Raw genomic sequence first — 13642 nt, forward strand, 5'->3', positions numbered from 1 at the left:
GTTCGATCTTGTTTTACTCAACGGAATCGACTAAAACCAGCAAATTACTTTGCATGATTCCAATCAAATATTTCCGTGAGCGTTTAAAGTCAAGAGACTTGATAATCGGTCACCCGACTATCAGTACTCATCTTCAAACGCCCACGCTTATCGGCTGTGAATTATTAAAGAGCTCAAGAAACTTCAGCTTTCGCCGGTCATCTTGTTTTGCTGTTAGCGCCTCGTTACCGAAGNTCTACTATAGCACCGAATTCGAGTTTCAAGATCATCTAAGTGACCGCAGACATGAACATAGACACAGAGAGCGGACTTTGAAGGAGTATGCAAGAGTCGAGCATGGCCTAAAGATCTGATTTAGCGCCAGTCTGAGTTGAGCGACAAGGAGGCCGTGCTTGATGCCTGCCCCAGGCTTGGACGATCGCACGGTTGTGGGGCACATTTTCAAGAAACCCTTGACGGGCTCTGCTGTCGGCGATTCGACTGGCCTGTGTTTGAAGTTCAGCATGCGCTTCAGCCAAGACTTGGACTGCGCGCTCGTCATCAAATGCCATCAAGACTTGGTAGCAGGTCAAAGGCAGGAGCAGTGGCTCTTCTGCGCCATCGAAGCTGCCGCCAGCAGCCACATGCACCAAGATCTCTTCCGCATGCGTCAACGCTTCTGCGCGCAGCCCTAGCGCCAGGGCTACTCGCGCTAGACCCGAGACAGGGTCCAACACTTGCTGCGGCCGCATCTTGAGCCGCTGCAACTGATTGCGCGAATCTGAATAGGCTTGACGCGCAGCGTCGAGTCGGTCCAAGCCAAGCTCGGCGTGCCCCGCCACCAAGCGGGCATAGGCGGCCAAGTCGGCCTGGCCGCTTGCTATTGCCGCGTCAAAAGCCATGCTTGCGTAGGTCAAGGCGCAAGTGTCATCACTCTGAAGATGAGCAACCGAAGCGATGTTCAACAGTACCAGAGCCTCGGTCGCGCGCTGCCCGACCGCCCGAGCAATGGTCAAGCCTTGCTCCAAGCTTTGGCGTGCCTTGGCATATTCGCCCAAGCGGGAGTAAACCGAGCCCAGATTGCTCAGACGCAAGCCTTCAGCAGCGCGGTCACAAGATTCCCGCACCATCACCAAGCCTCGCTCGAAATATTCTGCCGCCGCCGGCAAGTCCCCTCTTTCCATGGCGATAAGACCAAGCGCATTGATCAATCGGCTTTCGCCACCGAAGTCGGCCAGTTGCCGCGCCATCAGCAAGCCCTTCTCGGAGACCTCTTTGGCCTGCACGTAGTCCCCCTGCCCCGTCAGAGACGTTGCCAGGCTGTTGTGCAGTGCAACCGTCTTGCGGTTGCTCGGCATTTTGGCTGCGAGCAATAGGCCTTGCTGATCCGCCTGCGCCGCCGCCGCGAAGTCTCCTACCGCGCGCAGGGCATTGGCACGCCGCAAAGAAACATCCATTCGCTTCAAATCGTCATCGAGTTGTTCGGCCAATTCTTCCAAGGCCAGCAGATCGACCGCTTGAGCCGCCCTGTCACCCTGATTGAACCAATAGCGCTCCCGCAAGCCCAGCAGTCGCCACTTCGACAACGCGTCCCCGTCAAGCACCAAGGGCAAAGCGCGGGCAACAAAACCCAACATGGCTTGATTGGCAAAACGCGCGGCGGCATCCTCGGCCGCGAGCACAAAATAGGCCAGCGCATTGACCAAGTCACCGGCCCGTTCAAAGTGGTCAGCCGCCGGCCCCAAGGTTTCCGCCGCACGTTGTGCGCTCAAATTCGTCAGCCATGCGGCCGCCTTGGCGTGATACTCCCGCCTGTGGCGGCGCAGCATGCTGTCATAGGTTACCTGGTGCAGTATTTGATGCTTGAACGCATATTCCCTATGGCCCTCAAAGGCAGCGTGCGCGCGCGCTACCACCAAGCCATGTTGAACCTGCGCTTCCAGTGGCAGCAATGAGTTGCTATCCAGCGCCGCCAAGGCCTGATCCCAAAAGACAAAGCCGATAACCGAGGCCTGTTGCAAAGCCAGACGCTCTGGCGCGGACAGGCTATCCAGCCGAGCCTGCAGAACACCCGTCAAAGTGGGCGGCACATGAGCTGCCAACAATTTATCTGGCTCCAGATGCCAGCGCTCGCCCGAGATCTGGATGGCACCATCATCGATGAGCATCCGAACCAGTTCTTCCATATAGAAAGGATTGCCCTCGGCCCCACCGGTAATGAGCTCCCGCAGGGCGGCAGGCACTTGCTCAAGTCGCTGCAACAGAACATTGACCAGTTCTCGACTGCCTCGTTTGTCCAGCGGCTGCAAATCAATGCGCTGATATGCAGCCTCAACTGCAATCCAGTCTGCGCGACGTTCAAACAAGGTGGGCCGCGTCATGCACAGCATCAGGCTCGCCACATCCCGATTAACTTGCAACAGGTAATTGATGAAATCCAGCGAGCCGTCATCTGCCCACTGCAGATCATCCAAGAGCAGCAACACCCAAACCCGCTTGCGTTCCCAAAGAGCCCGTAGCATCTGCGCAGCAGCGTGAAACGCTCGATTGCGAATCTGCCGCGGATCCTCAAGAATGCCGCGCAAATGAGGGCTGCTTGAGAAGTCCAGTCCAATCAAATGCCCCAGCAAATGGGCATGCACCTCGCCAGCTGCCGCTCCGCCAGCATCATCGGCAAACAAAAGTTTGGCAAATTCGGCGATTTTCAAGCGCGCCACTTCAGCATCGTCATCTTCAGAAATCTGCAAATGCCAGGTCAGCATGTCTCGCAACATGCCGTACGGCCTGTCTTGAGCACGCGGATCGGCGCGCCCCCGGAGCAAGAAAACCGGTCTGTCCTGCGCCTCAACCCAAGTTTCAAATTCATAAAGCAACCGGCTCTTGCCAAGCCCTGCCTCCGCCACCACCAACACAGACACCAGAGCATCCCGCTCGCTCAAGCCTCGAAATACCTCCTGCAGTTGTTCCAGCTCTGCTTCCCGGGCGACCATGCGTGTATCCACGCCTTCAATACCGCGCAAGCGCCCTTTAAAAGCACGCGGAAGAGCGGCCAAGACCAAGTAGGTCTGCAGCGCCTCCGAGCTTCCTTTGATCTGCAGGGGCGCCTCTTCGCTGACCTTGAACAGCCCACGCACATGGCGGTAAGTGTCATGGCTGATGCGCAGTCCGCCGGGCGGCGCGGTTTGCTCCATGCGCGCCGCGATATTGACGGCCGAGCCGCGGATACTTCCTTCCGCATCCACACCGCCGCCCAACAAGACCGGGCCGGTATTGATGCCGACTCGCACATTGAAGCCGGCAATACCATGCTGCTGTTGCAGGGCCTGAGCATGCTGATTCGCCTGCGCAAGAATGGCCAAACCGGCTCGCACCGCAGACTCCGCATCGTCCTCATGCGAATCAACAGCGCCAAAGGCCGCCAACAAGGAGTCTCCCGCATATTGCAAAACTCGCCCCTTGAATTGCTCCACCACTTTGGTGAAACGCGCCAAGGCCCCGTCCATGACGAGCTGTATGTCCTCGGGGTCAAGCCGAGCACCCATCGCAGTCGACCCAACAGCGTCGACAAACACGACCGTCACCTGTTTCAACTGCGGCGCCACCGGCTCAGAACCCGTGGCTGCACCGGTGGACGGGCTCAAGGCAAGCAACTTGCCGCGCATTGCCGCTATTGCCATCTCGACGACCGCGTCGCCCAGCACAGCGCGCTGCGCCTCCAGCGCGGCTATGCCGGCCTTGATTTGATCGAGTTCACTCATGCCATGAATTTCAACAAAAGAGCTTCGGCCTAGGGGCTGGCCCAAACCAAGTCAGCACAACGTGGGGCCGCGCTTGAAAAACGGGCTGGACGAGAGTACCCGAAAAACACTATCCTGCGCCGTAGCGTGAATATTAGGGACAGACCAAGCGCTCTGTTCTGTGGCACGCTCGCGACTTCAAGCAATCGTCCTTCTAGGAGCTCTCATGCTGAACAATGCCTTCGTCATCAAAGCTCTGGCCGTCGCGGCCCTCTGCGCCACTTGCGCGAGCACAGCACAAGCTATCGAAATCACCGTCTACAACACAGCCATCTTCCGCCCAGCACCAAACGGCGCCTATCAATTGGACGGCTTCGGGCGTGGTGACACCTCCCGGCCTGGCATCGACTCAATTGCCACAGACGCGGGCAGTTTCGCCACACAGGTCTTTTTTGATACGTGGAATATCAACGTCAGCCTGCTTTCACCTGGCAACTACCAGTTCAACTCAACCGTGGTGTTTGCGACCGGCAGCGTCCTGTTCTCCAACGTGGCGTTCAATTCCTACGATGAATTGGGTCATCGCAATACGGTGCTGTTCGACATCAGCGCCGACGGCAAGCAAGCCACTGGCAGCGGCAATTTCTCGGTCGTCAAACCTTGCCCGGTGCAGAGTTGCGTTTGGATAGATGTGTTTGGAACACAGGATCTGAGTGTGGGCCAAACCGGCTACGGCTCCAACTTGGTGGCGCAAATTCCAGAGCCCGCTTCCTATGCCTTGCTGCTGGCCGGCCTGACCGCCGTGGCAGGTGTCGCAGGACGCAGGCGCTTTGCTTCAGTCAAGAAGTAGCCCCGACGCTTACAAGAGCGCAAAAGCCAGGCATTCAGTCTGGCTTTTTGCTTTTTGCCAGCGTTCGGTCTGGCTTTTGCGCTCTTCTACTCCTCTTGAAACGCCTCTTCCCGCTTGCTTTTGATGGAGGGCAGCATCACCATCACCACCATCAAGAGCGCCGCAATCAACAGCCCGGCAGACAAAGGCCGCGACATAAAAGTACCCCAATCACCGCGCGACAGCAGCAGCGCGCGGCGCAGGTTCTCCTCCATCATCGGGCCCAAAATGAAACCCAGGAGCAAGGGTGCGGGTTCGCAGTTGAGCTTGTAAAACACATAGCCCAGCGAGGCGAAGGCCGCCGTCACAAAAACGTCAAAGCTATTGTTATTGAGCGTGTAGGCACCGATGCAGCAAAAAGTCACGATGGCAGGGAACAAGAATCGGTAAGGTACCGTCAGTAGCTTGATCCAGATTCCGATCAAGGGCAGATTCAAGACCACCAACATCAGATTGCCGACCCACATCGACGCGATCAGGCCCCAGAACAATTCCGGGTTGCTGACCATCACCTGCGGCCCGGGCTGAATACCCTTGATCGTCATCGCGCCAACCATCAAGGCCATCACCGCATTCGGCGGGATCCCCAAGGTCAGCATCGGAATAAAACTGGTCTGCGCGCCGGCGTTATTGGCCGCCTCCGGACCCGCCACACCCTGAATCGCGCCCTTGCCAAAGGGAATGCGCGGATTCTTGACGATCTTCTTCTCCAAGGTGTAGGCCGCGAATGACGCCAGCAGGGCCCCGCCGCCTGGCAACACGCCCAACACCGAGCCCAGTGCCGTGCCGCGCACCACCGATGGCCAAGCCTCTTTGAAGTCCTGCTTGCTCGGCCACAAGCCTTTTACGTCATGGGTGAAGACCTCACGGTGCTCAGCCGGCAGACCCAAATTGGCGATGATTTCACCAAAACCGAAAATGCCCATGGCCACGACCACAAAGCCCAAGCCGTCACTCAACTCAGGGATGCCAAACGAAAACCGCGGCGTACCGGAGATCACATCGGTGTTGATCTGCCCCAGCAGCAAGCCCAGCAAAATCATCGCAATCGCCTTGACCAAGGAGCCCGACGCCAAGACCACGGCACCGACCAAGCCCAGCACCATCAAGGAGAAATACTCCGCGGGGCCAAACTTGAAGGCCAACTCGGTCAGCGGCGGTGCAAAGGCCGCGATGATGATGGTGCCCACACAGCCGGCGAAAAATGAGCCCAGCCCGGCGACTGCAAGCGCTGCGCCGGCCCGGCCTTGGCGCGCCATTTGGTAGCCATCGATGGCCGTCACCACCGAGCTGGATTCACCCGGCACATTGATCAAAATCGCCGTGGTCGAGCCGCCGTACTGCGCGCCGTAATAAATGCCGGCGAGCATGATCAAGGCCGGCGTTGCATCCAAGGCGTAAATGGAGGGCAACAGCATCGCAATGGTGGCGACCGGGCCGAGCCCGGGCAGGACACCGATCAAGGTCCCCAGCACCGCGCCACCGAAGGCGTAGAGCAGGTTTTGAAAGGTCAAGGCCGTATGAAAGCCCAGTGCCAAGTTACTCAATAGATCCATGCCCTAGCCCTCAGCCAACAAGGATTGCTGGCCAGACCGGAATCACCAGCCGCAGGCCCCAGATAAAAATCAGCCAACTCCCGAAGGTCAGAATTACGCAATTGAGCAAAGCATCTTTCAACTTGAATTCGTCACCGGCCAAGGAGGACAGCAAGATCACTGCCGGCAGGGTCAAGGCTAAACCAAGGCGCGGCAACATCCAGCCAAACAGGCAGATGGCTGCGATGATGATGATGAGTGGTCGCCAAGCGATGCGGCCGATCGGCTCGCCGTCTTCGGTCTCTATCGTCAAGGCCTTGAACAGAACCATGCCACCGAGCAGGGCCAACAGCACGCCCAAGCCAAAGGGAAAGTAGGCCGGGCCGGGCCGGGCCGATGAGCCGAAGCTGTATTCCTTGGAGGCCCAGGCAAACGCCAGCCCCACGGCCACAAACAGCAGCCCAGAAAGAAAGTCCCGCTGACTATTGATCTTCATTGACGACCGGCCCTGTAAATTCTGTTGATCGAGAATTCTAGGCGTCGCCAAGCGCCGCGCTATGGTGGCTTACGCTCGATAGGACGCCAGCCAAAACCCTAGCTCTGCCATTGCGGCGTGCTGCGCAGAATTTCTTCCAAAGTGGTCTGCCCCTCGGCCACCTTCATCGCCCCCGCCAAGCGCAATGGCCGCAAGCCTTCTTGCACCGCTTGGCGGCGCAGCGCCGAAATGTCGGGGGTCGGATGCAGATGCGCCTTGACCGACTCCTCTATTGTCAACAGCTCATACAGGCCGGCACGCCCTCTGAAACCGGTATTGCGGCATTCCAGGCAGCCGACCGCCTTATAGGGCTTGACGCCGCCATTCATGCGCCAATGTTTGAGCATGTCGTTGAGCGTATCGCGGGTCACACTCGGGTCGGGCACTTTGCAATGCTTGCACAGCGTGCGCACCAGGCGCTGTGCCAGCACGCCAATCACCGTCGCGCTGATCAAGTAGGACGGCACGCCCAGATCGGTCAGGCGCGTGATTGCCGCCGCCGCATCATTGGTGTGCAGGGTGCTGAAGACCAGATGGCCGGTCAGCGCGGCCTGAATCGCCATCTCGGCGGTCGCCAGGTCGCGGATCTCGCCCACCATGATGATGTCCGGGTCCTGCCGCATCAGCGCCCGCAGCCCTTCCGCGAAGCCGAAATCCAGCACCGTCTGCACCTGCGTCTGATTGAAGGAGGGCTCGATCATTTCGATCGGGTCCTCGATCGTGCAGACATTGACCTCGTCGGTGGCCAGGCGTTTGAGCGTGGAATACAGCGTTGTGGTCTTGCCGCTGCCGGTCGGCCCGGTCACCAAGATGATGCCGTGCGGGCGCTGCACCAGCTTCTCCCAGCGCTCGTTGTCATGGGCCGAAAAGCCCAACATGGACAAATCCTTGACCGCCGTGTCGGGGTCAAAAATCCGCATCACCATCTTCTCGCCGAAGGCGGTCGGCAAGGTCGACAAGCGCATTTCCACCTCGTCACCGGCCGGGTTGCGGGTCTTGATGCGGCCGTCCAGCGGCCGGCGCCGCTCCACCACGTCCATGCGGCCCAAGAGCTTGATGCGCGAAATCATCGCGCTCATCACCGTCGGCGGCAGCTGATAAACGGTGTGCAAAACGCCGTCGATACGAAAGCGGATCACGCCCATCTCGCGCCGCGGTTCCAGGTGGATATCGCTGGCGCGCTGGTCAAATGCGTATTGCCATAACCAGTCAACCACCTGCACCACGCCCTGGTCATTGGCGTCCAGCTGCTTGTTGCTGCGGCCCAGCTCCACCAACTGCTCAAAGCTCGCCACCTGGCTGGACTCACCCGCCTTGGCCGCTGCCCGTACCGAGCGCGCCAGCGTGAAGAACTCGGTCGTGAAGCGCGAAATCTCCAGCGGGTTGGCCACCACCAGCTTGATCGGCTTGCGCATATGCGACTCGATCTGCGCCACCCAGGCGATATCAAACGGCTCCGAGGTCGCGATCGTCACATCATTGAGGCCAACCAGAATCGGCAGGCAGCGCTTGGCCTCGGCATAGCCGACCGACATCACGTCCGAAACCCGGCCCACATCAACCTTGAGCGGATCAATGCGCAGATAAGGCAGCTTGGCCCGCGCGGCCAACCATTCGGTCAGCGCATCCAGATCAAGCGCCTTGCCGCTGCCCACGCGGGTCAGCCCGGCATGCGCCATGCGCACCAAGGGGTGGAGTGAGCTGTCGCCGGCGGCAAAGCGTTGCTCGGTGCGCTGTACCTGCTCGGGGTCGATCAGCTCATCTTCCAAAAGCCAGCGCAACAGCGCACGCCATTCAAGCCGCCCTTCGGATTTAACGGCGGCGGGATTGGGTTCGGCTTTCGACTTGGCGCTCATGTCTGGGGCTCGGCTTTCAGCTGATTGATGATGCTCAAAGGCAGTGGTCGCACCAGCCGTAACCATTTCGCGGCAGGCAAATCAAACTGCGCCTCGATATTAGCCGCTCGACGCTCCAGTTCCTCGCGCTCCGGCACCGCCACCCCACGTGCCGCCACGACGATGGTATTGCCCTCCTTGGTGGGCGCCAGGCTCCACACCTGATCGCTGCCAAAGACCGCCGCGATGCGGGCGGCACTGCGGGCGAAGCTGGCATCCCGGCCAAACAAATTGACCGTCATCAGGCCGCCGTCGGCCAGCAAATTGAAGCAATTCGCGTAGAAGGCCTCGTCGTCCAGCACCGGTGAGGCAGCGTCATGGTCGTAGAGGTCAACGTTCAAGACCTGCACCGTCTGCGCCCTCTCAGGGTCAGCCACCCAGCGCGCCGCGTCCTCGTTGTAGACGGTCAGGCGCTTATCGTCCTCGGGCAGATGGAACCAGATGCGGCAGGCATGGATGACGGTCGGGTTGATCTCCACCGCTGTGGTCTGCATGCGCAGCACCTTGTGGCAGTAACGCGTGATCGCCGCGGCACCCAGACCCAGCTGCACCGCATGGCCCTCGCGCAGCGACGCGCTGTCGCGCCAAAGCATCCAGACCATCATGCGCTGGATGTACTCCAGCTCCAGATGCTGGGGTTTGCGGATGCGCATCGCGCCCTGCACCCAGATCGAGTCCAGGTGCAAAAAACGCACGCCGTCAAACTCGGACAAGGTGGCCGGGGCCCAGGCCATTTTTTTGATTTTTTTACTCATTGCTGCTGCCATGAAAGTCGTCGGCGTATTCCTTGGACAAGGTCGCCCAAGCCGCCAGTTTGCCTGCATATGCCAGGGTATAGGCCGGGCTCGACGAAGGCAGGGCCAATATTCTGTACTGCGCGGCAACGGGACCGAGTTGCCGCAGGCCGATTCTGGCTGCCGTGCCACCGTTGAAGGCAATCGTACGCAAGGCCGGCAACCCCGCCAGCAAGGTCAATAGATCGCTCGCCTGCGGATCGCGGATATTGCTGTCCAAGCTGCCATGGCGCTGCGTTTCACTGATCACATCCCATAGTCCGATCTGGTTCTCCAGCAGCAGTTGCAACCTGGACTCGTAATCGGCCTGGGCCAGCGGCAAGCCCAGACTCTCACCGAGCAAGCGCCAGAGCTGATTGCGCGGATGTCCGTAGTACTGCTGCGCCTGCAGCGAAGCCACGCCGGGGAAGCTGCCCAGCACCAGCAACTTGGCATCGGCCGCCACATGGGGTTTGAGGCCCTGCAATCGGGGCAAACTGTCAGGCCGCATGCAAACCCGCCAACAAAGCTGCCAATCTAGGCAGAGCGGCACTTGCATTGGCGCTGGTGATCGCGGCGGTCTGCGCCAACGTCCAGCCGCGCAGCGTCGCCAAACTCTGCGCGAGGCGGGGCAATTCGGCCGGTTCATTGCGAACCGATGATTCGCCCGAGGCACGTTGCTCGGCTGTCTTGTAGAGCCAATGCGGCGGGATATCCGGCGCGTCAGTCTCCAGCACCAGATCAGTTTCGGCCAGCTCGGCGGCCAAACGGCGAATCTGCAGGGACCGCTCAAACGTCAGCGTGCCGCCAAAACCGAGCTTGAAGCCCAAATCGACAAAGCGCCGCGCCTGCTGCTCACTGCCGTTAAAGGCATGTGCAATGCCGCCCCGCACCGGCAGCCGGTTCAGCCCGGCCAAGAGCCGATCGGCGCTGCGCCGCACATGCAGGATGACCGGCAGCTCGAAGCGCCGCGCCAGCTTAAGCTGCTCGGTGTAGAAGAACTGTTGCCGCTGTGGATCCAAACCGGGCACAAAAAAATCCAAACCGATCTCGCCCACGGCCACCAGGCGTGGGTCATCGCGGTGAAGCGCCAGCTGCGCGGCCAGCAGGGCCAGGTCTTGCTCGCCGGCCTGCATCACATAGAGCGGGTGAATGCCCAGCGCATAGGCGAAGCCATAGCGATGCGCTTGCTCGCGGGCGCTGTCCCACTCATTTGCCGCCACAGCCGGGATCACCAGCATGCTCACCCCGGCGTCCAAAGCACGCGCCACCACTGCGTCTCGGTCGGCATCAAACTCCGGCGCGTCGAGGTGGCAGTGGCTGTCTATCCACATCTACGAAGCCAGCATGACTTACTTGAACACCACCGTGCGCCGGCCGTTCATCAAGACCCGGTGCTCGGCATGCCACTGAATGGCGCGCGCCAAGGTCACGCACTCCACATCGCGGCCCATAGACACCAAGGCTTCGGGCGCCAGGCTGTGGTCAATGCGCGCCACTTCCTGCTCGATGATGGGGCCTTCGTCCAGATCAGAGGTAACGTAATGCGCGGTCGCGCCGATCAGCTTGACGCCGCGGGCGTGGGCTTGGTGATAGGGCTTGGCGCCCTTGAAGCTGGGCAAAAAGCTGTGATGGATATTGATCGCCCGCCCGGCCAAGAACTTGCACATCTCGGGCGAGAGGATTTGCATATAGCGGGCCAGCACCACCAGATCGATCTGCTGCTCCTCGACCAAGTCACGCAGCTTGCGTTCCTGCGCCTGCTTTTGTTCCTCGGTCGAGTTCAAGAGCGGGAAATGGTGAAAAGGGATGTTGTGCGAGGCGGCGAGCTGATAGAAGTCGCGATGGTTGGACGCGATGGCCGGGATCTCGATGGGCAAATGCCCGGTCTGCACACGGAATAACAAGTCATTCAGGCAGTGACCGAGCTTGGAGACCAGCAACAGCACGCGTGTCTTAGCCAGGCTGGAGACCAACGTCCAAGCCATTTGCAGCCGTTGCGCCAGCGGCTCGAAGGCTGCTTGCAAGGCGGCGGCCTCCACGCCCGGTGCACATTCAAACTCGATGCGCATGAAAAAGCGCTGATGGTCGGCGTCACCATGCTGGGCCGAGCTGAGGATATTGCCGCCTTGGGTCGCCAAGACACCGGTCACCGCATGGACGATGCCGGCCTGATCGGGGCAACTGAGTTTGAGGATGAAGCGTGAGTTCACTTGGGCGTCCGAGAAAATCAAACAAAGAATTAAGCGGGAACAGCCTGCTGCATCGTGCCACCGACCAGATTCAGTTGGGTCCGGCATTGCGCCGCCAAGGTTTGGTCATGTGTCACCAAGACAAAAGCGGTGCCGATGTCCTGCGCCGTCGCCAGCATCAGCTCGAACACCGCCTGCGCGGTGTTGCGATCCAGATTGCCGGTCGGCTCATCGGCCAAGACGCAGGCCGGCTGGGTGACCAGCGCGCGTGCGATCGCCACCCGTTGGCGCTCTCCGCCCGACAGTTCGGCCGGCCGGTGCAAAAGCCGACCGCCCAGCCCCACACGGCCCAGCATCGCGGCAGCGACCTCACGGGCCTCGATCTGCGGCATGCGGCGAATCCGCAGCGGCATCGCGACGTTGTCGAGCGCATTGAACTCCGGCAAGAGGTGATGGAACTGGTAGACAAAGCCCAGGTGCAGATTGCGCCAGCGGCCTAACTCGGGCTCACCCATCTCGGCGAGCTTGCGGCCCATCAAGGTCACCGCGCCGCTGCTGGGCTTGTCCAGCCCGCCGAGCAGATGCAGCAGCGTCGACTTGCCCGAGCCCGAGGCTCCGACGATGGCCAGCGTCTCGCCGCGTCGCACCGTGAGGTCGACGCCGCTGAGCACTTGCACATCGAGATCGCCTTCGGTGAAGCGACGGCCTAAACCCTGACCCAGCAAGACCACATCATCGGTCCTATTCATAGCGCAATGCCTCAGCGGGCTGAACGCGGCTTGCGCGCCAGCTCGGATAGATAGTGGCCAAGAAGGCCAATGCCAAAGAAATGCCCACCAGTGGCGCGATGTCCGACATGCGCGGATCACTGGGCATATGGCTGATCAGATACATGCTCGCCGGCAGGAACTGGGTGTTCAAGGCCCATTCAATTGCCGGCACGATCACATCCAGATTGCAGGCGACCAGCAAACCCAGCCCCAAGCCGGACAAGGTGCCCAGCACACCGGCCAGCGCGCCCTGCACCATGAAGATCGCCATGATGGAGCTTGGGCTGGCGCCCAGCGTGCGCAGGATGGCGATATCGGCCTGCTTGTCGGTCACCGTCATCACCAACGTAGAGACCAGATTGAAGGCCGCAACGGCAACGATCAGGGTCAGGATGATGCTCATCATCCGTTTCTCAACCTGCACCGCGTCGTACCAAGAGGCGTTGGTGCGGGTCCAGTCCCGCACCCGCGTTTCGAACCCCAGGCTGTTGGCCAGCTGATTGCCGACCTGGCGGGCCTGATGCACATCGCTGAGCTTGAGCTGCACACCGGTCGGCCCGGCCACGCGGAAGAACTTGGCCGCGTCATCGACATGGATCAGCGCCATGCCGCTGTCGTACTCGTAATGGCCGGCATTGAACACCCCGACCAGGGTGAACTGCTTGTAGCGCGGCATCACGCCGGCGGGCGTGACGTTGCCACTGGGCGCCACCAAGGTCAGCTTGTCGCCCTCCTTGACGCCCAGGATATGCGCCAATTCGACGCCGATCACGATGCCCCACTCGCCCGCTCGCAGGCGCGCCAGCGGCCCGTCCTTGAGTTTGGCGGCCAAGGGCGTGACGGCGGGTTCGTATTGCGGATCGATGCCGCGCACGATGGCACCGCGCATGTCCTCGCCGCGCGCGATCAAGACCTGCGAAGCAATGAAAGGCGCGGCGGCCACCACGGCCGGGTTTTGCTTGGCTTGCGCGGCCGTCGCCTGCCAATCGGCCAAGGCCCGGCCCTGGTAGTCGCTCAACTCAATATGGGCGATCACCGACAGCATGCGGTCGCGCACCTCGCTCTGGAAGCCATTCATCACCGACAGCACGATGATCAGCGCCGCCACCCCCAGCGCGATACCCAGCACCGAGACACCCGAGATGAAGGAAATAAAGCGGTTGCGCCGCCCGCCTTTGCCGGCGCGCGTGTAACGCCAGCCGACTTGCAATTCATATAGCCAATTCATGGGCCGCGATACTAACCGACGCGGGCAGCAAGTACCCGAATGACGGGCTGAAGCATTGGGGCAGCATCTCGATTCAATCGCGAATTTCGCATAAGCAAATTCCAAAACA

General features: G+C 60.4%; 11 protein-coding genes. 1 reads left to right on the forward strand and 10 read right to left on the reverse strand.

All coding sequences use genetic code 11. The features are described from left to right. Positions 1-341: 341 nt before the first annotated feature. The gene (locus LNV09_RS09185; protein ID WP_263556798.1) at positions 342-3737 is read right to left on the reverse strand and encodes an ATP-binding protein; all 3396 of its coding nucleotides are present in this window, start codon (positions 3735-3737) and stop codon (positions 342-344) included. 205 nt (positions 3738-3942) lie between these two features. Between LNV09_RS09185 and LNV09_RS09190 the strand changes: the two genes are divergently transcribed. Beyond that, a complete protein-coding gene (locus LNV09_RS09190; RefSeq protein WP_263556799.1) occupies positions 3943-4566 on the forward strand; it encodes a PEP-CTERM sorting domain-containing protein in 624 nt (207 codons plus the stop codon). Between the two features lie 86 nt (positions 4567-4652). Here LNV09_RS09190 and LNV09_RS09195 read toward each other — a convergent pair whose 3' ends face one another. From LNV09_RS09195 to LNV09_RS09235, 9 genes are all read right to left on the reverse strand, one after another. Beyond that, positions 4653-6161, reverse strand: coding sequence for a tripartite tricarboxylate transporter permease (locus tag LNV09_RS09195; protein WP_263556800.1), 1509 nt, complete (start codon positions 6159-6161; stop codon positions 4653-4655). Between the two features lie 10 nt (positions 6162-6171). Beyond that, positions 6172-6636 carry a tripartite tricarboxylate transporter TctB family protein gene (locus tag LNV09_RS09200; RefSeq protein ID WP_263556801.1) on the reverse strand — a complete coding sequence of 155 codons (465 nt, stop codon included), beginning with the start codon at positions 6634-6636 and terminating at the stop codon, positions 6172-6174. Positions 6637-6734: 98 nt separating this feature from the next. Beyond that, entirely contained in the window at positions 6735-8531 is a 1797-nt protein-coding gene (tfpB, locus tag LNV09_RS09205) for a type IV pilus assembly ATPase TfpB (RefSeq protein WP_263556802.1), read from the reverse strand. Next, the gene (locus LNV09_RS09210) at positions 8528-9325 is read right to left on the reverse strand and encodes a class I SAM-dependent methyltransferase (protein WP_263556803.1); all 798 of its coding nucleotides are present in this window, start codon (positions 9323-9325) and stop codon (positions 8528-8530) included. Before LNV09_RS09210 ends, tfpB begins: the two co-directional genes overlap by 4 nt. Then, a complete protein-coding gene (locus tag LNV09_RS09215; RefSeq protein ID WP_263556804.1) occupies positions 9318-9854 on the reverse strand; it encodes a DNA-deoxyinosine glycosylase in 537 nt (178 codons plus the stop codon). The genes LNV09_RS09210 and LNV09_RS09215 overlap by 8 nt, the downstream gene beginning before the upstream one ends. Next, positions 9844-10677, reverse strand: a complete 834-nt coding sequence (locus LNV09_RS09220) for a TatD family hydrolase (protein WP_263556805.1) — start codon at positions 10675-10677, stop codon at positions 9844-9846. The genes LNV09_RS09215 and LNV09_RS09220 overlap by 11 nt, the downstream gene beginning before the upstream one ends. An 18-nt stretch (positions 10678-10695) precedes the next feature. Further along, the gene (gene purU / locus LNV09_RS09225; protein WP_263556806.1) at positions 10696-11556 is read right to left on the reverse strand and encodes a formyltetrahydrofolate deformylase; all 861 of its coding nucleotides are present in this window, start codon (positions 11554-11556) and stop codon (positions 10696-10698) included. Between the two features lie 29 nt (positions 11557-11585). Next, on the reverse strand, positions 11586-12284 hold the full coding sequence (locus tag LNV09_RS09230; protein ID WP_263556807.1) for an ABC transporter ATP-binding protein: 699 nt from the start codon (positions 12282-12284) through the stop codon (positions 11586-11588). Beyond that, a complete protein-coding gene (locus tag LNV09_RS09235; RefSeq protein ID WP_263556808.1) occupies positions 12277-13533 on the reverse strand; it encodes a lipoprotein-releasing ABC transporter permease subunit in 1257 nt (418 codons plus the stop codon). The genes LNV09_RS09230 and LNV09_RS09235 overlap by 8 nt, the downstream gene beginning before the upstream one ends. Positions 13534-13642: the final 109 nt, after the last annotated feature.

Source organism: Paucibacter sp. B2R-40 (assembly GCF_025717555.1).
In the GTDB taxonomy this organism is placed as follows: Bacteria; Pseudomonadota; Gammaproteobacteria; order Burkholderiales; family Burkholderiaceae_C; genus Paucibacter_A.

What these genes read in the sequence shown, in the direction of transcription:
- LNV09_RS09185 (WP_263556798.1), bottom strand. Translation starts at nt 3,737, where the DNA reads ATGAGTGAACTCGATCAAATCAAGGCCGGCATAGCCGCGCTGGAGGCG.
- LNV09_RS09190 (WP_263556799.1), top strand. Translation starts at nt 3,943, where the DNA reads ATGCTGAACAATGCCTTCGTCATCAAAGCTCTGGCCGTCGCGGCCCTC.
- LNV09_RS09195 (WP_263556800.1), bottom strand. Translation starts at nt 6,161, where the DNA reads ATGGATCTATTGAGTAACTTGGCACTGGGCTTTCATACGGCCTTGACC.
- LNV09_RS09200 (WP_263556801.1), bottom strand. Translation starts at nt 6,636, where the DNA reads ATGAAGATCAATAGTCAGCGGGACTTTCTTTCTGGGCTGCTGTTTGTG.
- tfpB (WP_263556802.1), bottom strand. Translation starts at nt 8,531, where the DNA reads ATGAGCGCCAAGTCGAAAGCCGAACCCAATCCCGCCGCCGTTAAATCC.
- LNV09_RS09210 (WP_263556803.1), bottom strand. Translation starts at nt 9,325, where the DNA reads ATGAGTAAAAAAATCAAAAAAATGGCCTGGGCCCCGGCCACCTTGTCC.
- LNV09_RS09215 (WP_263556804.1), bottom strand. Translation starts at nt 9,854, where the DNA reads ATGCGGCCTGACAGTTTGCCCCGATTGCAGGGCCTCAAACCCCATGTG.
- LNV09_RS09220 (WP_263556805.1), bottom strand. Translation starts at nt 10,677, where the DNA reads ATGTGGATAGACAGCCACTGCCACCTCGACGCGCCGGAGTTTGATGCC.
- LNV09_RS09230 (WP_263556807.1), bottom strand. Translation starts at nt 12,284, where the DNA reads ATGAATAGGACCGATGATGTGGTCTTGCTGGGTCAGGGTTTAGGCCGT.
- LNV09_RS09235 (WP_263556808.1), bottom strand. Translation starts at nt 13,533, where the DNA reads ATGAATTGGCTATATGAATTGCAAGTCGGCTGGCGTTACACGCGCGCC.